14 protein-coding genes are annotated in these 21093 nt (G+C 72.4%); 11 read left to right on the top strand and 3 right to left on the bottom strand.

Annotation, left to right across the window (positions count from 1 at the left end):
* Positions 1-15 precede the first annotated feature (15 nt).
* The gene (locus AB0J10_RS00070; RefSeq protein ID WP_363056095.1) at positions 16-3792 is read left to right on the top strand and encodes a glycosyltransferase; all 3777 of its coding nucleotides are present in this window, start codon (positions 16-18) and stop codon (positions 3790-3792) included.
* Positions 3789-5369, top strand: coding sequence for a DUF5719 family protein (locus tag AB0J10_RS00065; RefSeq protein WP_363056093.1), 1581 nt, complete (start codon positions 3789-3791; stop codon positions 5367-5369). Before AB0J10_RS00070 ends, AB0J10_RS00065 begins: the two co-directional genes overlap by 4 nt.
* 180 nt (positions 5370-5549) lie before the next feature.
* On the opposite strand, the gene AB0J10_RS00060 is transcribed toward AB0J10_RS00065, so the two are convergent.
* Positions 5550-5978, bottom strand: coding sequence for a metallopeptidase family protein (locus AB0J10_RS00060; RefSeq protein ID WP_363056798.1), 429 nt, complete (start codon positions 5976-5978; stop codon positions 5550-5552).
* A 398-nt stretch (positions 5979-6376) separates the two neighbouring features.
* Between AB0J10_RS00060 and AB0J10_RS00055 the strand changes: the two genes are divergently transcribed.
* From AB0J10_RS00055 to AB0J10_RS00030, 6 genes are all read left to right on the top strand, one after another.
* Positions 6377-6808, top strand: coding sequence for a DUF3499 domain-containing protein (locus AB0J10_RS00055; RefSeq protein ID WP_363056091.1), 432 nt, complete (start codon positions 6377-6379; stop codon positions 6806-6808).
* Positions 6809-7174: 366 nt separating this feature from the next.
* Complete coding sequence (locus AB0J10_RS00050; RefSeq protein WP_363056089.1) at positions 7175-8584, top strand: phosphomannomutase/phosphoglucomutase; 1410 nt, start codon at positions 7175-7177, stop codon at positions 8582-8584.
* Positions 8585-9048: 464 nt separating this feature from the next.
* Entirely contained in the window at positions 9049-9231 is a 183-nt protein-coding gene (locus AB0J10_RS00045) for a Trm112 family protein (protein ID WP_138054901.1), read from the top strand.
* Between the two features lie 52 nt (positions 9232-9283).
* Entirely contained in the window at positions 9284-10417 is a 1134-nt protein-coding gene (locus AB0J10_RS00040; protein WP_363056086.1) for an SIS domain-containing protein, read from the top strand.
* A gap of 311 nt (positions 10418-10728) precedes the next feature.
* Positions 10729-11880 carry a mannose-6-phosphate isomerase, class I gene (manA, locus tag AB0J10_RS00035; RefSeq protein WP_363056084.1) on the top strand — a complete coding sequence of 384 codons (1152 nt, stop codon included), beginning with the start codon at positions 10729-10731 and terminating at the stop codon, positions 11878-11880.
* 108 nt (positions 11881-11988) lie between these two features.
* The gene (locus tag AB0J10_RS00030; RefSeq protein ID WP_363056082.1) at positions 11989-12966 is read left to right on the top strand and encodes a cation diffusion facilitator family transporter; all 978 of its coding nucleotides are present in this window, start codon (positions 11989-11991) and stop codon (positions 12964-12966) included.
* 299 nt (positions 12967-13265) lie between these two features.
* On the opposite strand, the gene AB0J10_RS00025 is transcribed toward AB0J10_RS00030, so the two are convergent.
* Positions 13266-15512: a fructose-specific PTS transporter subunit EIIC gene (locus tag AB0J10_RS00025; RefSeq protein ID WP_363056080.1), complete on the bottom strand. Its 2247-nt coding sequence runs from the start codon at positions 15510-15512 to the stop codon at positions 13266-13268.
* Between the two features lie 406 nt (positions 15513-15918).
* On the opposite strand from AB0J10_RS00025, the gene ahcY reads away from it, so the two are divergent.
* Entirely contained in the window at positions 15919-17376 is a 1458-nt protein-coding gene (gene ahcY / locus AB0J10_RS00020; protein ID WP_363056078.1) for an adenosylhomocysteinase, read from the top strand.
* Positions 17377-17510: 134 nt separating this feature from the next.
* Entirely contained in the window at positions 17511-18125 is a 615-nt protein-coding gene (locus AB0J10_RS00015) for a hypothetical protein (protein ID WP_363056796.1), read from the top strand.
* A gap of 113 nt (positions 18126-18238) precedes the next feature.
* On the opposite strand, the gene AB0J10_RS00010 is transcribed toward AB0J10_RS00015, so the two are convergent.
* Complete coding sequence (locus AB0J10_RS00010) at positions 18239-19297, bottom strand: RDD family protein (RefSeq protein ID WP_363056076.1); 1059 nt, start codon at positions 19295-19297, stop codon at positions 18239-18241.
* A gap of 172 nt (positions 19298-19469) precedes the next feature.
* Here AB0J10_RS00010 and AB0J10_RS00005 point away from each other — a divergent pair, with 172 nt between their 5' ends.
* Positions 19470-20477 carry a stage II sporulation protein M gene (locus tag AB0J10_RS00005; RefSeq protein ID WP_363056074.1) on the top strand — a complete coding sequence of 336 codons (1008 nt, stop codon included), beginning with the start codon at positions 19470-19472 and terminating at the stop codon, positions 20475-20477.
* Positions 20478-21093 lie beyond the last annotated feature (616 nt).

The following is a 21093-nucleotide window of genomic DNA, read 5'->3' as shown; positions in this document are numbered from 1 at the left end:
AGGGCCCGTACCTCAATGTCCGCCACCCCTGCGGAGTTTGTCCCCGCCACCTCGGCGGGGCTCGTTCCCGCCACCCCGCCCGAGTTTCCGCGGCACGTCGTCACCGCCGTACTCGTCTCCCACGACGGTGCCCGGTGGCTGCCCGACGCGCTCGCCGGGCTGCTCGGTCAGGAGCGCCCCGTACAGAACGTCGTCGCCGCCGACACCGGCAGCGCCGACGACTCGGCACGGCTGGTCACCGAGGCGCTGGGCGCCGACCGGGTCCTGCACCTCGCCCGCCGCACCGGGTTCGGCACCGCCGTCGACGAGGCGGCCCGCACCGCGCCGGTGCTCACCCCGGACGACCTGCCCTATCTGAAGCGGCCCAGCGGCTGGGACCCGGTGACCAGGACCTGGCGCGACGAGGCGTACGACATGCCGGAGCTGCCGCACGGCGAACCGGTCCAGTGGCTCTGGCTGCTGCACGACGACTGCGCACCCGCCCCCGACGCCCTCGCCGAACTCCTCCGCGTCGCCGACTCCGACGAACACGCGGCGGTCATCGGCCCCAAGCTGCGCGGCTGGTACGACCGCAAGCAGCTCCTCGAGGCCGGCGTCTCCATCGCCAACAGCGGCCGCCGCTGGACCGGGCTCGACCGCCGGGAGCAGGACCAGGGCCAGCACGACCAGGTCCGCTCCGTGCTCTCCGTCTCCTCCGCGGGCATGCTCGTGCGCCGCGACGTCTGGGAGGAACTCGGCGGCTTCGACCGGCGGCTGCCCCTGATGCGCGACGACGTGGACTTCTGCTGGCGCGCCCACGCCGCGGGCCACAGCGTGTCCGTCGCCCCCGGAGCCGTGCTGCGGCACGCCGAGGCCGCCGCCCGCGAGCGCCGCACCGTCGACTGCGCGGGCCGCTCCGTCGCCAGCCCGCACCGCGTCGACAAGGCGGGCGCCGTCTACACCCTGCTCGTCAACGCCCGTGGCAGGGCGCTCCCCTTCGTCCTGCTCCGCCTCGTCCTCGGCACCCTGCTGCGCACCCTCGCCTATCTCGTGGGCAAGGTGCCGGGCCAGGCGGTCGACGAGGTCATGGGCCTCCTCGGCACCCTGCTGCGTCCCGAGCGGATCCTCGCCGCCCGCCGCAGGCGCGGCAAGCCCCTCGTCGACCCGGGCGAACTGCGACCGCTCTTCCCGCCACCAGGGGCCACCGTCCGCGCCACCCTCGAACAGGTCGCAGGCAGCCTCGGCAGCGGCCGCGACTCCGATTCCGGGGGCTCACGGCACGGAGCCGTCGAGTCCGGTCCGGGCGGAGACGAGGCCGACTTCCTGGAGGTCGAGCAGTTCGCCCGGCTCAAGAAGGTGGCCCGCAAGCCGGGACCGGTCCTCTTCGCGGTGCTGCTGGTCGTCTCCCTCGTGGCCTGCCGCGGCCTTCTCGGCGGCGGCGCGCTCGCGGGCGGTGCCCTGCTGCCCGCGCCCGGCGAACTGTCCGAACTGTGGGGCCGCTACGCCGACGCCTGGCACCCGCTCGGCACCGGCGGGACCCAGACGGCACCGCCGTACCTCGCGATCCTGAGCGTCCTCTCCGGCCTCTTCCTCGGCTCCACCGGCTTCGCGCTCACCCTGCTGCTCGTCTGCTCGGTTCCACTGGCGGGCGTCACGGCGTACTTCGCCTCCCGTCCGCTGATCGAGTCCCGGCTGCTGAGGGCCTGGGCGAGCGTCGCGTACGCGTTCCTGCCCGCCGCCACCGGCGCACTCGCCACCGGGCGGCTCGGCACCGCCGTCCTCGCCGTCGTGCTCCCGCTGATCGCCCGGGCCGCGGTCGCTGCCCACGGACTGGCCCGCACCGACGGTGCGCGCGGCAGTTGGCGGGCCACCTGGGCGTACGCGCTGCTGCTGACGTTCGCGACGGCCTTCACCCCGGTCGTCTGGCCGCTCGCCGTCGTCCTCGGCCTGGCCGCCCTCGTGCTGCGCCGCGGTGACATCACCGCCTACGGGCTGCGCTTCCTCGTCGTGTCCGGTACCCCGCTGCTGGTGCTCGCTCCCTGGTCGTTCTCGCTGTTGACCGACCCGTCCCGCTTCCTGCGAGAGGCGGGACTGGAGTTCGGCACCGGCGCGGCCTCCCCGCTCGACCTGCTCGGCATCAGCCCCGGCGGTCCCAAAACGGTCGGCGGGCTGCTCCTCATCGGCGTGGTGCTCGCCGCCCTCGCCGCGCTGCTGCGCACCGAGCGGCAGTCGGCGATCCGCACCGCCTGGGCCGTCGCGGTCGCCGCGCTGGTCTTCGCGGCCCTGGCCAACGGCTCGGGCTGGGCCGGCCCCGCCACCCTCGTCTACGGCATCGCCCTGATCGCCGCCGCGGTCGTCGGCGCGGAGGGCGCCCGCGAGCGCGTCGCCGCCCAGAGCTTCGGCTGGCGTCAGCCCGTGGCCGCGCTCGTCGCCCTCGCCGCCGCGGCCGCCCCGCTGTTCGCCGCGGTCAACTGGATGATCAGCGGCGCCGCGGGCCCCCTGGAGCGCCGCGACCCGGTGCAGGTCCCCGCCTTCGTCGCCGAGGAGAGCGGCACCCGCGACCAGCCCCGCACGCTCGTCCTCGGCGGCTCGTCGCCGGCGAAGGTGTCGTACACGCTGGTCCGCGGCTCCGGCGGGCGCCTCGGCGACGCCGAGCTCAGCGAGGCCGCCGGCAGCGACCCCCGCCTCGACAAGGTCGTCGCCAACCTCGTCGCCGGCTCCGGCGCCGACCAGACCAGTCAGCTCAGCGGCTTCGCCATCCGGTACGTCCTGGTCCGCGACGGCGCGCCGCGCCAGATGAGCCGCGTCCTCGACGCCACCCCCGGCCTCTCCCGGCTCAGTCAGCTCGACGGCAGCGCGCTGTGGCGGGTGGACAGCCAGATCGCCCGCGCGGTCATCGTCAGCGGCGGGGCCGAGCCGCTGCCGGTGGCCTCCGGACCTGTCGAGGTCCACACGGACGTCCCCAAGGGCCCGGGCGGCCGGGTGCTGCGCATCGCGGACCGCGCCGACGACGGCTGGCAGGCCACCCTCGACGGCCGTCCGCTGGATAGCACCACCGTGGACGGCTGGGCCCAGGGCTTCGAACTGCCCGCCGAGGGCGGGCGGGTCGACCTCACCTATGCGACCCCGCTCACCCACACCGCCTGGATCTGGACACAGGGTGCGCTCGCCCTCGTCCTGGTCGTGCTGGCGCTGCCCGGCCGGCGCCGCGAGATCGACGACGACCTGCCCGAGGAGGAGGCCGAGATCCCGGCCCAGCCCGTCGAGGGCGAGGGCCGCCGGGCCCGCAGGCTCCGCGCGGCGCAGGCCGAGGTGGCCGCCGCCGAGGAGGAGCCGGATTCCGCGGCGGGCCCGCAGCCGGAGGCCGGAGCCCCGGAGCCGTACGCGGCCGTGCCCCGGCAGCCGCGGTACGGCGCCGAGTGGGACGAGCCGGTCTACGCGGACGAGGGCACCCCCGCCGCCACCGGCTACGGCTCGTACGGGAACGGCGGGTACGCCGACCCGTACCCGGGCCAGTACCAGGACGCCGCCGGGCAGCAGTACGCGTACCCGGAGGCCCAGCAGTACGACGCCCCCCAGGGACAGCAGTACGAGCCCGGGCAGTACCCGCCGGGGCCGTACGAGCCGCAGCAGTACGACCCCCGGTACGGCGGCCAGGCCCCCCACCAGTACGACCCCCAGCAGTACGACCCGCTGCAGCACGACTCGCAGCAGTACGGCGGGTACGGGACGGACCCCGGCCCGGAAGCGGGTCCGTACGGCCCTTACGGCCACGAGAACGAGCAGCGTCCCGACGGGAGCAGCAACCAGTGAACCGCACGACCCTCTCGCTCCTCGCGGCCGTGACGTCCCTCGCCGCCGTGACCGGATTCGCCGCGCTCAACGCGCCCGACGGCGGGGCGGCGACCGAGGCGACGGCTCCGGCCCGGCTGCCGGTGGAGCGCTCCAGCCTGCTCTGCCCGGCCCCGGCGACGTCGGACATCGCCGAGACGGTGTACACGTCCTTCACTCCGGGGCCCGGCAGCGGCGGCAGCTCCGCAGCCTCGGGCGCAGTGGCCGAACTCAAGCCCTCCGTCGCGACATTGAGGGGCCCGGCCGACGACGCGGGCAAGGCCGGCGGGGAGAAGAAGGACGAGGCGGGTGACGCGGGCGAGGAGGAGAGCGCCGGAAGCGCGAAGAATCCCCCGTCCGACAAGCCCCTCGTCAAGCTCGAGCAGCCCGGGAAACCCGTCGGTGCCAAGGCGAGCGGCAGCGCGGCCCCCGCGCTCGTCGGCACCGCCACCGGCGGTCTCGCCCCTGGCTGGACCACCCAGCAGACGACCACCGTCAGCGCCGGCAGTGGCCGCGGAGTGCTCGGAGTCCACTGCACCGCCCCCGACACGGATCTCTGGTTCCCGGGCGCGAACCTCGCCGAGGACCGGCAGGACTACGTACACCTCACCAATCCGGACGACTCCGGCGCCCTCGTGGACATCGAGCTCTACGGCAAGGACGGCGCCCTCAAGTCCCAGTTGAGCGACGGCATCCAGGTCCCCGCGGGGGCGAGCGTCCCGGTCCTGCTCTCCACCCTGACGACCGATCCCGCCGAGGACGTGACGGTGCACGTCACGACGCGCACCGGCCGCGTCGGCGCGGCGGTGCGGGGCGCCGGGGACGAGACCGGCAGCGACTGGCTGCCGGCGTCCGCCGACCCGGCCGCCACGCTGGTGCTGCCGGGCGTCCCGGCGGACGCGACCTCCGTGCGGCTGGTCGCGTTCGCGCCCGGTGACGACGACGCGGAACTGAAGGTGCGCCTCGCGAGCGCGACCGGCACGATCAACCCCGCCGGCGCGGAGAGCCTGCGGGTGAAGTCCGGGATGACGGCCTCGCTCGACATGAAGGACGTCACCAAGGGTGAGGCGGGCTCGATCCTGCTGGCTCCGGCCGAGGGCGCCCCGGCGACGCGGGTGGTGGCGGCCCTGGAGGTCACCCGGGGCAAGGGCGACAAGCAGGAGATCGCCTACATCCCGGCGACCGCGCCGGTCGCGGAGCGGGCCACCGCCGCCGACAACCGGGCCAAGGGCTCGGTGCTCTCCCTCACCGCGCCCGGCGCGACCGCCCGGGTCAAGGTGACGGCCTCGGCCGGCACCGAGGGCGGGTCCCGGGCCGTCAAGACGTACACGGTCAAGGGCGGTACGACCCTGGCGGTCAGTCCGCCCGTCCCGGCGGGGCTGAAGGGCTCCTACGCGTTGACCGTGGAGCCGGAGTCCGGCGGGCCGGTGCACGCGGCCCGCACGCTGCTGCTCCCGCAGGACGGCATCCAGATGTTCACCGTGCAGACCCTGCCGGACGACCGCGGTCTGGTCGCGGTCCCGGCGGCGGAGCAGGACCTCTCCGTCCTCGACGACTGACGGACCCCGGCTCCCCGGGGCCCGGTGGGCGTCGGATGCGGCTCCCGCCCACCGGGACGGGGGCAGGGAGCCGAGCGCCGAGTGGGCGGGAGGAGAGCGGCGCGCCGGGCGCACCACGGGTCGCAACGGGCGAGGCAGTGGATGCGACCGCCGCCTCGGCCGTGCCTGCACAGCCCTCGGCTAGTCCTGGCCGTAGCGAGGGTCGACCGACTCCGGCGCGAGGCCCAGCAGGTCCGCCACCTGCTCCACGACCACCTCGTGCACCAGCAGCGCCCGCTCGTCCCGGTTCTTCGTGCGGATCTCGACCGGACGCCGGTAGACCACGATCCTCGCCGGACCGCCCTTCCCCGCCGGCACCGAGCGGCCCAGCGGCACGCTCTCGTCCAGCGACCCCGGTACGTCCAGCACCAGGAAATCCACCTCGGCCAGCTGGGGCCAGCGCCGCTCCAGCCGTTCCACCGAGTCCTGGACGAGATCGCGGAAGGACTCGGCCCGGCTGACGGAGAGCGGCACCTGCGGCGGGGCGACGGGCCCGCGCATCCCCCGGCCGTGACGGTCGCGGCGTCGCGGCCTGGGCTCGGTGGGGCGGGGCGGTACGGGACTGTCCATCACTGACGCAGGGTAGCTCTCCCGGGCGCTGCCGCAGCGAGGCCGTGCCCCTGTCGAACCGGGGGTCATCGCCCTCGTGGGTGACGGGGCACCACCCGGAGGCGTGAAGGTTTCGACGGTCCCCGCCGGACGTATCCCTGGCGCCCCTGGCGCCGCCTGCCCGGGGCGCCCTGGGTGGGCGGCATCCGCTTGTCGCTTGTTGAACATTCAGGCCAAGGTTGGGCTCGATTCGACACCCATCCCCGATCGTCATACTCGCCTTGAATGACGCAATTCATATGCAATAGTGACCGGATCTCATGGGGTCCCGGATCGCTCGCCGTTCCTCCCGCGCAGGTCAGTCCAGTCGGCCGGAACGCGGCCGCGCAGGACGTCACAAGGCGACACGGTGGAGTGACGTGGCGGAGAGTCGTCGCGGCCCGCTCAAGAGTGCGGTACCGTCCAACGTCGTGAGCCCTGTACGTCGCTGTTCGCGCACTGCGTGCGGCCGTCCTGCCGTCGCGACACTGACGTACGTCTATGCCGATTCGACCGCGGTCCTCGGCCCCCTCGCCACCTATGCCGAGCCCCACTGCTACGACCTGTGCGCCGAGCACAGCGAACGGCTCACCGCGCCGCGCGGCTGGGAGGTCGTCCGGCTCTCCGACGCCTCCGGCCCGGCCAGGCCCAGTGGCGACGATCTCGAGGCCCTGGCGAACGCGGTCAGGGAGGCGGCCCGACCGCAGGAGCGTGCTGCCCAGGCGGGCGGGGGCTCGGGAGTCCGCAGGTCCGACCCGATGGAGGTCGCGCGCCGGGGGCACCTCCGGGTGCTGCGTTCGCCCGACTCCTGAAGAGGGCGTTTCCTCCCTTCGGATGCCCGGATGCCCGGATGCCGCGGTTGGCCCGCGTGGTTGCCGGCTCGCCTGCCACTGGCTGCCCCGACGCTCCGGCCGGGTGGTCCCCGGCTCCCCGACCGCGCTCTCCGGACTCCGTCTCCGCGCCGCAGGTCTCCCGGGCGCAGTCTCCCGCGTGCAGACCTTCCCGCGGCAGGTGCCCCGGCCGCAGGTCTCCCGTCCGATGGCCACCGGCCCCGGCCACCCCGTCCGGCCCCGGCCACCCCGTCCGGCCCCGGCCGCCCCGTCCGGCCCGGCGTCCGCGCCGGTCCGTCGCGAATTTCGGGCCTGGCCCCGGCTGCTCACGCTCCGGCGGGTAGTTTGATGCGACCACAGGGAATTCGGGAAGGTTGGGCCGTGGCTGCATCCTCTGCTGCTGATCTGTCACAGATCGTGAAGGCGTACGACGTGCGCGGGGTGGTGCCGGACCAGTGGGACGAGTCGCTGGCCGAGCTGTTCGGGTCCGCCTTCGTCCAGGTCACCGGTGCGGACGCCGTCGTCGTCGGTCACGACATGCGGCCCTCGTCGCCCGGCCTCTCCGCCGCCTTCGCCCGGGGTGCCGCCGCCCGCGGCGCCGACGTCACCATGATCGGTCTCTGCTCGACGGACCAGTTGTACTCGGCCTCCGGTCAGCTCGTGCTGCCGGGCGCGATGTTCACGGCGTCCCACAACCCCGCCCAGTACAACGGCATCAAGATGTGCCGCGCGGGCGCGACCCCGGTGGGTCAGGACACGGGCCTGACGGAGATCCGAGAGCTCGTCGAGTCCTGGCGCGCGTCCGGCGCCCCCGCCCCCGCGGCCGCCCCGGGAACGGTCTCCGAGCGCGACACCCTGGACGACTACGCCTCCCACCTGCTCTCCCTCGTGGACCTTGCGACGATCCGCCCGCTGAAGGTGGTCGTGGACGCGGGCAACGGTATGGGCGGCCACACCGTTCCGAAGGTCTTCGCGTCCCTGCCGGTCGAGCTCGTCCCGATGTACTTCGAACTGGACGGGACGTTCCCGAACCACGAGGCCAACCCCCTCGACCCCAAGAACCTCGTGGACCTCCAGCAGCGGGTGCGCGCGGAGGGCGCGGACATCGGCCTCGCCTTCGACGGCGACGCCGACCGCTGCTTCGTCGTCGACGAGCGCGGCGAAGGGGTCTCCCCGTCGGCGATCACGGCCCTGGTCGCGGCCCGGGAGCTGGCCAGGCACGGCGGCGGCGTCGTCATCCACAACCTGATCACCTCGTGGTCCGTGCCGGAGGTCGTGCGCGAACAGGGCGGCACACCGGTCCGCACACGCGTCGGGCACTCCTTCATCAAGGAGGAGATGGCCCGCAGCGGCGCGATCTTCGGCGGCGAGCACTCCGCGCACTACTACTTCCGCGACTTCTGGAACGCCGACACCGGCATGCTCGCCGCCCTGCATGTCCTGGCGGCCCTCGGGACCCACGACGGTCCGCTGTCCGACCTGGTGGGCCGCTACGACCGCTACGCCGCCTCCGGCGAGATCAACTCCACGGTCGAGGACCAGGCGGGCCGCACGGCCGCCGTCCGCGACGCCTTCGCGTCGCGCGAGGGCGTCACGTTCGACACCCTCGACGGGCTCACGGTCTCCACCGCCGACTGGTGGTTCAACCTCCGCCCCTCCAACACCGAGCCCCTGCTCCGCCTCAACGTCGAGGCCCGTGACGAGGCCACGATGTCGGCCCTGCGGGACGAGGTCCTGGCGTTGGTGCGGAACGGCTGAGGCCGGTCCGGAGAACCTGGGGCCCGCGGCGGGCGGGAGCCGGGGGTGGGCGTGGGCGCGCAGGTCGTCGGCCGGTGGACCACACATCCGTCCGCGCCGCCTCCCGCACCGCGGAGGCACGGCCCGCGACCGCTCCAACGCCCCTCCTCGTCCCGCCGGCCCGGTCGCACTCGGCGGACCGGCGACCGGCGGACCGGCGGACCGGAGGAGGGGAGCACCTGGTGGGTCTCGGTGGGCCGGTCGTCCCGGTCGGTCTCCGCCGACCGGCGGACCCGGCCGTCCTCCGCCGGCCCGCCGCCCCGGCCCACCGCAGCGGACCGCCGAGCGCGTCGCAGCCGCGGCCGCACCGCGCGTGGTGGGCGTGCCTCCGCCCCGCCCGCCGCCCCCGCACGCCGAGCCGCGCCCGCCGCCCCCCGGCGGTAGGCTGACGTGGCCCAATCCGCATGTTCGAAAGGACGATCCACATGCCGCTCGAAGCCGGCCTTCTGGAGATCCTCGCCTGTCCGGCCTGCCACGCTCCGCTCGACGACGCGACGGCCGCCGAAACCCCCGAGCTGATCTGCACCGGCAAGGACTGCGGCCTGGCGTACCCCGTCCGGGACGGCATCCCCGTACTCCTCGTGGACGAGGCCCGCCGCCCCGCGTAGGCGTCAAGCCCCCCACCTGTCCGGCTGTTCGGCGAATCGGAGGCACACCCCCATGCTCGACGAGTCACTCCTCGACGCCCCGGAAGCCCTCGCCCGCGCCGACCGCCGCGGTCTGCTCCGCGGCGCCGCGGAGGCGGGGGCGCGTGTACGTACCGCCGCCCGGCACGCCGCCGAGGCGGGCATCGCCGAGCTGACCCCGGAGGGCCGCCCGCGGGCCGTCCTGATCGCCGGCGCCGGTACCGCGGCGACGGGCGTCGCCGACCTCCTCGCCGAGCTGGCCGGACCCACCGCGCCGGTCACCCGCCTCCACCCCACCGGCGTCGCCCCGGCGGCCGGCGCCCTGCGCTGGGGGCTCCCGGGCTGGGCAGGCTCCGTCGACCTGCTGCTCATCGCCACGACCGACGGCAGCGAGCCGGGACTCGCCCTGCTCGCCGAGCAGGCGTACCGGCGCGGCTGCACCGTCGTCGCCGTCGCCCCGCAGCGCTCGCCGCTGTCCGAGGCCGTAGACGGTGTCCACGGCCTCGTCGTGCCGATGGCGACGGCGCCGTACGAGCTGTACGAGGAGACCCGGAGCGCGGCGAGCCCCGGCGCCTTCTGGGCCCTGTTCACCCCGCTCCTCGCGCTCCTCGACCGAGTCGGCCTGATCTCCGCCGACCCCGAGGTGATGCAGAGCGTGGCCGACCGCCTCGACCGCATCGCCGAACGCTGCGGACCCGCGATCGCCACGTACAGCAACCCCGCCAAGACCCTCGCGGCCGAGCTCGCGGACACCCTCCCGCTGATCTGGACGGAGGGCGCGGCGGGGCCCGTCGGCCGCCGGTTCGCCGCCGTACTGGCCGAGCTCGCCGGCCGGCCCGCCATCGCCGCCGAGCTGCCCGAGGCGCTACCGGCCCACGGCATGCTCCTCGCGGGCGACTTCGCGGCCGGTGCGGACCCGGACGACTTCTTCCGCGACCGCGTCGAGGAGCCGCAGGCCGTCAGGGCACGGGTCCTGCTCCTGCGGGACAGTCTGGACAACGGCTTCACGGCGGCCCCGGCCGCGCGCGAGCTCGCGCTCAGCCACGACACCGCCATCAGCGAACTCGAGCCGGAGGAAGGCAGCGCGCTGGAGACCCTCGCGGAGCTGCTCGCCGTGACGGACTTCGCCGCCGGGTATCTGGCCCTCGCGAGCAACGGCCACGCCTGACCTCGCAGCCGGCCCGGCGGTGCCGCTACCGGATCGACCGGCCCCGCGAACCCGGCGACGCGCCCCGCGGACCGGTGGCCCGGCACCCGGCCTTCCGCCGGCTTCCCCCGGGACCCGACGCTCCGACAAGGGCCGTCCCCGGACCCGGCGGCCCTACCCCGGAGCCGAAACCGCCAGGACCGGCCGGACGCGCACCGACCGGTCACGCTGACGCACACCGCACCGGTCGCACATACGCACACCGCACCGGTCACACTGCAGACACGCACCAGCCACGCATCCGCCACGTACCGAGTCGAGGATCACCCCTCATGGATCGCCTCTCCAACACCGTGCGCCCCTACGCCTGGGGATCCACCACGCTCATCCCGGAACTCCTCGGCATCGCCCCGACCGGCGAGCCACAGGCGGAGATGTGGATGGGCGCCCACCCCGGTGCCCCGTCGCGGACGGGCCGCGGCTCACTGCACGACATCATCGGCGCCGACCCGTTGCGCGAGCTCGGCCGCCCCGCGCTCGACGCCTTCGGCCCCCGGCTCCCCTTCCTGCTCAAGCTGCTCGCCGCAGGCGCGCCCCTGTCCCTGCAGGTGCACCCGGACCGCGCGCAGGCGCAGGAGGGTTTCGCCGCGGAGGAGAGGGCCGGCATCCCCCTCGACGCCCCCCACCGCAACTACAAGGACGACAGCCACAAGCCCGAGCTGGTCTGCGCGCTCACCCCGTTCGACGGCCTGTGCGGCTTCCGTCCGCCCGTCGAGGCGGCCGACTTCATCGCCGGTCTCGACGTGGACTCCCTGAAGCCGTACGTGGACCTCCTCCACGCCCACCCCGAGGAAGCCGCGCTGCGCGAGGTCCTGACCGCGGTCCTCTCCGCCGACCCGGAGGAGATGGTCCACACCGTCGCCGAGGCCGCGCCGGCGGCGGAACGCCTCGGCGGGCCGTATGCCCCCTTCGCCGCCATCGCGCACCATTTCCCAGGCGACCCGGGCGTCATCGCGGCCATGCTCCTCAACCACGTGCGGCTGCAGCCCGGAGAGGCGCTGTTCCTCGGAGCCGGTGTCCCGCACGCCTACCTCGGCGGACTCGCCGTGGAGATCATGGCGAACTCCGACAACGTGCTGCGCTGCGGGCTGACCCCGAAGCACGTCGACGTTCCCGAACTGCTGCGCGTCGTGCGCTTCGAGGCGGGCGACCCCGGCGTCCTGAGGCCCGAGGCATCGCCCTCCGGCGAGGAGTTGTACGACACCCCGATCGACGAGTTCCGGCTCTCCCGCTTCGTACGGCCGGAGGGCGCGGCTTCCGTGGACCTCACACTGCCCACCCCGCAGATCCTGCTGGCGACCGCCGGCCGGCCGAAAGCCGGGGAACTCTTCCTCGCCGCAGGGGAGTCGGTGTTCGTTCCCGCGGGCGAAAAGGTCGAACTGTCCGGTACGGGAACGGTCTTCCGGGCCACCGTGGCGGTCTGAGTCGGCGTCCCCCGGGGCTGCTGCAACAATGTGCCGCCGTAACGCGGGAACTCCACCCCGGAAACCCGGGGACCCAGGAACCCAGGAACGAAGGGACACCACGCACCCATGAGCGCGTCAGGCGGAACCAAGGCGATCGTCGCGGCCCTTGCCGCGAACCTCGCGATCGCAGTAGCCAAGTTCGTGGCGTTCCTCTTCAGCGGCTCCTCGTCGATGCTGGCGGAGAGCGTCCACTCGGTCGCCGACTCCGGCAACCAGGGCCTGCTGCTCCTCGGCGGCAAGAAGGCCAAGCGCGCGGCCACCCCGGAGCACCCCTTCGGCTATGGTCGCGAACGCTACATCTACGCCTTCCTCGTCTCGATCGTGCTCTTCTCGGTCGGCGGCATGTTCGCGATCTACGAGGGCTACGAGAAGATCGCGCACCCGCACGCCATCGAGGACTGGTACTGGCCGATCGGCGTGCTCGTCTTCGCGATCATCGCGGAGACCTTCTCGTTCCGGACGGCCATCAAGGAGTCCAACCCCCTGCGGGGCAAGCGCTCCTGGAAGGAGTTCGTCCGCCACGCCAAGGCCCCGGAGCTCCCGGTAGTCCTCCTCGAGGACCTCGGCGCGCTCGTCGGTCTGGTCCTGGCCCTGTTCGGTGTGGGCCTCGCCCTGATCACCGGCAACGGCGTGTGGGACGGCATCGGCACCCTCTGCATCGGTGTCCTCCTCATCCTGATCGCACTGGTGCTCGCGGCCGAGACGAAGTCCCTGCTGCTCGGTGAGGCGGCCGGTATCGAGGACGTCGAGAAGATCAAGGCGGCGACGGTCGACGGCGACACGGTGACCGGCATCATCCACATGCGCACGCTGCACATCGGCCCCGAGGAGCTGCTGGTGGCGGCCAAGATCGCGGTCCGTCACGACAACACGGCGGAACAGGTCGCAGCGGCGATCAACGCCGCCGAGGACCGCATCCGCACCGCGGTCCCGATCGCGCGCATCATCTATCTGGAGCCGGACATCTACAGCGAGGAGGCCGCGGCCGCGGGCGCGAACCCGGCCAAGTCCCCGGGCGGCCCCGGACCGGAGCCGGCTCACTGACGACGCCTCCGCCGACGCCTCCGCCGACCGACGGGAGGGGGCCCGTACCACGACCCGCGGTACGGGCCCCCTCCCGCTTGTTCGGAGGGCCGCGGTCGGGCCGCCCCCGCAAAGCGTCGTCGGGCGGCCACCCGAACCCGTGGCCGCGAGATCTCCGGGCTCGTCGTCACACGCACCCGGCGCGCCGGCGCCGCTACCCGAGCGGAGACCGGTACCGGTATCGAGTCCGAGCCCCCATCCCCGAGTCCGAGCCCCGAGCGGAGACCGGTACCGGTACCGGTATCGAGTCCGAGCCCGGGTTACGCGATGTCCGCGAGCACCCGGAGTACGGCCGGTTCGTCCGGGGCCGTGAGGAGCCGCCCACGGAACTCCGCGTCCATCAGCTTGCGCGACAACAGCGACAGGATTCGCAGGTGCTCGTCGCCCGCGGCCGCCTCCGGAACCGCGATCATGAAGATCAGCCGAGCCTTCGTGCCGTCGGGCGAACCCCACTCCACGCCCTCGGGCGAGCGCGCGAAGCCGACGACCGGGGCGGTGACCGCGTCGGTCTTCGCGTGCGGGACGGCGATCTCCTCCCCGAGACCTGTCGTGCCCTGGTCCTCTCGGGCGAGCGCGGCCCTCACCAGCCCTTCGACGTCCGTGACCCTGCCCGTCGTCGCGAGCATCGCGGCCATCTCGCGGATGGCGGAGTCCTTGTCCGTGGCCTCGAGCCCGACCTTCACGGTCCGGGCGGTCAGATGATCGGACAGCGCCCCGGAGTCAGGCCCTGCCCCGGCCCCGGAATCCGATCCGGCATCGGCCGCTTCCGCCGTGCCGGTTCCGGTCCCGGTCCCGATTGCGGTTCCGCTGCAGGCACCGGGGTCCTCGGTGTCCGCACCAGCGGCCTCCGCCGCACCACCGGCGGCGCGTGTCCCTCGCGTCGGATCCCCTTCGGCCGACGTCCCTCCGGTACGGGTGCCTCCGACCGGTGCCCCGGCGAGCGCCTGAGCCGGGACCGTCGCTCCTTCCGTACCCCGCGCGTCCGCCTGCCCACCGGCCTGTGCCGGAATGCGGACGTCCGTGCCGCCGACCGCTTCCGCTCCCCGCTCCTTGAGGCCGATCAGCGCATTCGTGGTCAGCGCCGTCACGGCCGTGCCGGCGACGATCGCAAGGAAGAACATCGGCACGCCCTCCACCGCGCCCAGTACCGCGACGATCGGCCCGCCGTGCGGCACGGCGTCCTGCACGCCCGCGAGTCCGGCCAGGGCACCGGCGACGGCACCGCCGAGCATGTTCGCGGGGATGACCTGGGCGGGTCGTGCCGCCGCGAACGGGATCGCTCCCTCCGAGATACCGAAGAAGCCCATGAACAGTGCCGCCATACCGGTCTCGCGCTCCCGCTCGGAGTAGAGGCTGCGCCGGATCAGCGTGGCGAGGCCCTGCCCGAGGGGCATCACCGGGATGGCCGCCGCGCACATGCCCATGACCGTCTGGTTGCCGGACGCGATGAGCCCGGCGCCGAAGAGGAACGCGGTCTTGTTGACCGGTCCGCCCATGTCGAACGCGATCATGAGGCCGAGTACCGCGCCCAGCAGGATCGCGCTGGTGCCGGTCATTTCGCTCAGCCAGCCGGTCAGATGCTCGAAGACCCAGGCGATCGGCTTGCCGATGACGTGGATGAAGAACAGGCCGAGCGCCGACGTCGCCACGATCGGGATCACGATGATCGGCATGATCGGCTGTGCGAATCCGGGGACCTTGACCTTCTTGATCCACAGCACCAGGTACCCGGCCAGGAAGCCGGTCACGATCGCTCCGATGAACCCGGCGCCGGCCTCGGAGCCGTACAGCGCTCCGGTGTTCGCGATCCAGCCACCGATCATGCCCGGTACGAGTGCCGGACGGTCCGCGATGGCGTAGGCGATGTATCCGGACAGGATCGGCACCATCAACCGGAACCCGATCTCGCCGATCTTGAACACGCTCTCCCAGAAGGAGCCCTCCGCAATGGCATAGCCCTCCGGCGTCGCATGGCCGCCGAGCGCGAGGGACATCGCGATCAGCAGGCCGCCGACCACGACGAACGGGATCATGTACGAGACGCCGTTCATCAGCGCCTTGTACGCGGCACTCCGCTCCTTTCCGCCACGGTCACGGCCCCTGCCATGGTCACCGCCTTCGGCTCCGTCGCGCGGGTCGGACGATCCGGCGGCCGCCGGACCCGAGGCCCCGTGAACCGGCGCGGTGCGCGCCCGCTCGATCAGCCTCTCGGGATGACGGATGCCCTCGGCCACGCCGACCTTGAGCACCCGCTTGCCGGTGAAGCGGCTGAGGTCCACGTCCTTGTCGGCCGCGACGATGATCGCGTCCGCGTCTCTGACATCGTTGTCGGAGAGAACGTTTTCGGCCCCGATGGATCCCTGCGTCTCCACCTTCATCCCGACGCCGAGAGCATCCGCGGCCTGCGCGAGTTTCTCCGCGGCCATATAGGTGTGGGCGATGCCTGTGGGGCAGGCGGTCACGGCGAGCAGCCTCGTCCTCCGCTGCTCGTTCCCCGGACTGGTCACGAGATCTCCTCACGCTGGGGGTGCGGATCGCGCGGGCTTCCCGATCCGCGACGAGCATGGTGCACCACATGACCGCGGGACCAAAAGTCTTGGAACACGCGCCTCCGTATGGCCACGCGCCCCGGAATCCGGCCGGAAACCGGGCATGGGCGGGCTGTGGGCCGCGACGGCGATCGGTGTAGATTCGTGACCAGAGCCAGACGTCGCTGCTGATGGCGGTCGGGCGGTCCCGAGCGGACCGGCCGAGGGAGAGAGGGCCTCCGACGGACTGCGCTGCGGACGTCCCCGGCGTCCGGACACGCACGTGCGGCACCCGTGTGTGCTCGTGCGCGTGTTCGTTTTCGCCGTAGCGACCGCAGAGCCATCCCGCCCGAACACCCTCGACCCCTCTGAGGAGCAGCTCGCAATGACGACTGTCGCCACCGGTCAGGACTTCAAGGTCGCCGACCTTTCCCTCGCCGACTTCGGCCGCAAGGAGATCACCCTCGCCGAGCACGAGATGCCCGGTCTGATGGCGATCCGCAAGGAGTACGCGGAATCGCAGCCGCTCGCCGGTGCGCGTATCACCGGCTCCCTGCACATGACGGTGCAGACCGCCGTCCTGATCGAGACCCTGGTCGCGCTCGGCGCCGACGTGCGCTGGGCGTCCTGCAACATCTTCTCCACCCAGGACCACGCCGCCGCGGCCATCGCCGTCGGCCCGGACGGGACGGTGGACAACCCCCGGGGCATCCCGGTCTTCGCCTGGAAGGGCGAGACGCTGGAGGAGTACTGGTGGTGCACTGAGCAGGCCCTGACCTGGCCGGACTCGCCCACCGGCGGCCCGAACATGATCCTCGACGACGGCGGTGACGCCACCCTCCTCGTCCACAAGGGCGTCGAGTTCGAGAAGGCCGGCGAGGCCCCGGACCCGTCCACCGCGGACAGCGAGGAATACGGCCACATCCTCCGTCTGCTGAACCGCACCCTCGCGGAGAACCCGCAGAAGTGGACGCGGCTGGCGTCGGAGATCCGCGGCGTCACGGAGGAGACCACGACCGGCGTCCACCGCCTGTACGAGATGCAGCGCGACGGCTCCCTCCTCTTCCCGGCGATCAACGTCAACGACGCCGTCACCAAGTCGAAGTTCGACAACAAGTACGGCTGCCGCCATTCGCTGGTCGACGGCATCAACCGGGCCACCGACGTGCTGATCGGCGGCAAGGTCGCCGTCGTCTGCGGCTACGGCGACGTCGGCAAGGGCTGCGCCGAGTCCCTGCGCGGACAGGGCGCCCGTGTGATCATCACCGAGATCGACCCGATCTGCGCCCTGCAGGCAGCCATGGACGGCTACCAGGTCACGACGCTGGACGAGGTCGTCGACAAGGCCGACATCTTCATCACCACGACCGGCAACAAGGACATCATCATGGCCTCGGACATGGCCAGGATGAAGCACCAGGCGATCGTCGGGAACATCGGTCACTTCGACAACGAGATCGACATGGCCGGTCTGGCTCAGGTGCCGGGAATCGTCAAGGACGAGGTCAAGCCGCAGGTCCACACCTGGACCTTCCCGGACGGCAAGGTGATCATCGTGCTGTCCGAGGGGCGCCTGCTCAACCTGGGCAACGCAACCGGTCACCCCTCCTTCGTGATGTCCAACTCCTTCGCGGACCAGACCCTGGCGCAGATCGAGCTGTTCACCAAGCCGGAGGAGTACCCGACCGACGTCTACGTGCTGCCCAAGCACCTCGACGAGAAGGTCGCCCGCCTCCACCTCGACTCGCTCGGCGTGAAGCTCACGACGCTCCGCCCCGAGCAGGCCGCGTACATCGGCGTCGAGGTCGAGGGCCCGTTCAAGCCCGACCACTACCGCTACTGATCCGCCTCGGGCAGGCCCTCCGATCAACCGAACCGGAGGGCACTCCCGCCGGCAGTGGCACCAGCGCACCAGGCAGGCCCCCGCACCCCCGTGCCGGGGGCCTGCCCGTACTCCGGGAGATGTCAGGCACCCCCATGCCCCGCGGCCGCTATTCGCTCCATGACCCGCACGATCACACCCCCTTCGGTGAAGAGCACTTCCACTGCGCACCCGGCCCGTCGGGCTGGCGCTACGTCTCCCAGCTGATCACCCCCTCCGGAGAACACGCGGGCTCCGTCGATCTGGCACTCGACGAGCTCGGACGCCCCATCCGACTCGAACTCCACGCCGGGGGCTGGCAGGTCCGCGGTGCTGCCATCGACGGTGTCACCTGGGTGCGCACCGACCCCACCGGCACGCACGCCACCGAAGGAAACGTCCGCGCCCACGCCTTCACCGGAACCTCCCCCGCGTTCGTCGTGGCGACGGCCCGACTGCTCCGGCTCTCACCCGGTGCCCCCGCCACGCGCGTCCGTCTCGTCGCCTTCACGGACCCGGTTCTCGCCCCCCTGACCGTCGACCAGTCCTGGGCCCTGGTGAAGAGTGAAGCGCACACCACTGACAACGGCCTTCTGACCGTCGACGAATACCAGGTCAGCGCCCTGGACACCGGTGAGCAGCACACGGTCCACATCGCCGGCGACGTGGTCCTCGCCGCGCCCGGCATCGAACTCGAGGACCTGGAGACCCCACCCTCCGTGTTTCCGTGAGCGGTCCGCTTCCCTGGCGGATCCGCGTCCTGAGAGGGCGGCCCCGAGCCGGTCCTCCCGGGAGCCTCCTCACGCCGCAGCCGGACGCCGCAGCCGGTCCTTCCGAGCCGCCCTCAAGCGGGCGGCGCGAACCCCGTCGCCGCCCGGACCGGCTTCGCTTCCTGACCGCCGCTGCCGGCTCCGGCGGACCCGGGGGAGGCCGACGGAGCGGCAGCGGGCCCGGCAGCAGGGACGGATCCGGAGGGGGCGCCCGGCACCGCGGAGCCCGCGGAAGCGGGGACCGAATCAGCACCCGCCACGTGCCCGCGGACCGTCCCCCGCAGGGCGTTGGCCGTCGGTACCGGCCCCGCCGGGTGCGGCCCCGCGGCGGCACGGTGCATGTGCGGGGCCGTGGGGTTCACCGGTACCACGGGGTTCCCGGCCGCCGCCGCATGCGCGCGCCGGGCGTCCCGGGTCTGCCGCTCGTTCACCACGGCCGCCAGGAACGCGCCCGCCGGCACGCCCGCCGGGACGGGCGTACCGGTGCACGCGGCCAGATCGACGGCGAGCCGCTCGGCCAACGACCGGCCCACCTCAGCGTCCAACTCGTTCATCCGCGTCAGGTACTGGCGCACCGCGAGCCACAGATCGTCCGGCACACCGGACAGGTCGAGCTCCGTGAACCGCCCGAGAAGCCAGGGCGGTGGCGGAGGCACGTACGCGGACCGTGCGACGGGCACCCGCTCGCGGACGACCAGGGTCCCGGCGAACACGTCGCCGACGCGCCGCCCGCGCGCCGACACCAGCGAGGCGGTGCAGGCGATGGCTCCGAAGGTCATCAGGATCTCCACGACCCCGATCGCCCCGCGCACCAGCGCGTGCCGGAACCGGATCGGCCCCCCGTCGTCGCGGACCACTCGCAGGCCGCAGGCGAGCTTGCCCAGGGAGCGACCGTGACTGAGCGTCTCCACGGCGATGGGCGCACCGACGAGAACAAGGACGAACGACGCGATCGACACCGCCGCCCGCGCCGCTTCGTCCAGCGACGCCGTGGCCATCGCGAGTCCCACGGATATCAAGAGGTACGCGGCGACCAAGAGCGCCAGATCGATCACCAGCGCCAGCGCGCGGCTCGGCAACCTTGCCGGACGAAGCCCCAGTACGACGGCATCCCCGGTCACAACCCCGCTCACGGCGCCCACCCTCTCCACTGCCCTCGCTGCGTTCCCCGACCTTCGCGACCTCTCAGTACGCAAGTCTGCCAAGCTGACCCGCAAACGCGCCGCAGTAGTACGAGCAGTTGTACGAACCGTGTGAGCACCGCCCCAGCGGCGGGCCGACCAGTGCCTGGAGCAGCAGCCGACCATGGACCTCGACGTCTTCGTCATGACCCACCGGGCAGAGTGGGACCGCCTGGACCACCTCCTGCGGCGCGGGCGCGGTCTCTCCGGCGCCGAGGCGGACGAACTCGTCGCGCTCTACCAGCGCACCGCCACCCATCTCTCACTGATCCAGTCCGGTTCCCCGGACCCCATGATCACGGCCCGGTTGACCCAACTCGTGGCCCGCGCCCGCGCCGCTGTCACCGGGACCCGGCGCGCCTCATGGAAGGACGCGGTCCGTTTCCTGACCGCCGGCTTCCCGGCCGCGGTCTACCGCTCCCGGCACTGGTGGATCCCCACCGCAGTCCTCTCGACACTCCTCGCCGCCGTCATCGGCTGGTGGATCGGAACCCACCCCGAGGTCCAGGCGGCGATCGCCGCCCCCGACCAGCTGCGCGAGCTCACCCGTCCCGGCGGGCAGTACGAGACGTACTACTCGAGCCATCCCGCGGCCTCGTTCGCCGCCCAGGTCTGGACGAACAACGCGTGGGCCGCCGCGATGTGCCTGGTATTCGGCGCGTTCCTCTGTGTGCCGGTGCTCTGGATCCTCTTCCTCAACATGGCCAATCTCGGCATCGGCATCGGCCTGATGTCATCGGCCGGGCGCCTCGACACCTTCCTCGGGCTCGTTCTCCCGCACGGGCTCCTCGAACTCACCGCCGTCTTCGTCGCCGCCGGCACGGGCCTCCGTCTCGGCTGGACGCTCATCGACCCGGGACCGATGTCCAGGCGGGCAGCCCTCGCCCAGCAGGGCCGTGCCGCCATGGGCATGGCCGTCGGCCTGGCACTGGTCCTCTTCGTCTCGGGCGTGATCGAGGGCTTCGTGACACCTTCGGGCCTTCCTACCTGGGCCCGGATCACCATCGGAGTCGTCGCTGAGCTGGCGTTCCTGGCCTACGTGTACGTCCTCGGCGGTCGCGCGGCCCGAGCAGGCGGGACAGGTGACATCGACGCCTCGGAACGCAGCGCCGAGGTACCGACGGCCGCCTGATGTGCAAGCACCTTCTGTGAGCTGCTAGTCTCCTCTTCGCCCACCGGACCCGTTGACACGGGCCCCATGGGGAGGTAGATTCAAACGGTTGCCTCGGAGTGGACAGCTTCGAGTGCGACCATCTAGAATCTCTCTCGCTCTCATCGGAAATGGCATTTCCGTGGAGCCACCCTCGAATCCCTATCCGGATCGTGAAGCCGATTAGCTCGGCTGCAGGAGATTCTGATAGCGTCGAGGAAGTCGAAAGACGAAAGGCCCTCCAACGGCCACTGGAAATGAATTCCGAACCGGGAACGGAACGGAAATCGGATCTGGTAGGGTTGGAAACACCGAAGGGAAGCGCCCGGAGGAAAGCCCGAGAGAGTGTTCTGCGGGTGAGTACGAAGGAAGCGTCCGTTCCTTGAGAACTCAACAGCGTGCCAAAAGTCAACGCCAGATATGTTGATACCCCGTCCATCCGCAGGGATGGTCGAGGTTCCTTTGAAATACACACAGCGAGGACGCTGTGGACCGGGGAGACCATTCCTCTTCCTGGTTCCGCTCTCGTGATGTGTTCGCCCCGATCACGGGGAAGCATTCACGGAGAGTTTGATCCTGGCTCAGGACGAACGCTGGC

Origin of the sequence: Streptomyces sp. NPDC049887 (genome assembly GCF_040656535.1) — a bacterium.
Lineage (GTDB): Bacteria > Actinomycetota > Actinomycetes > Streptomycetales > Streptomycetaceae > Streptomyces.
This window is presented reverse-complemented; position numbering and strand designations above follow the sequence as displayed.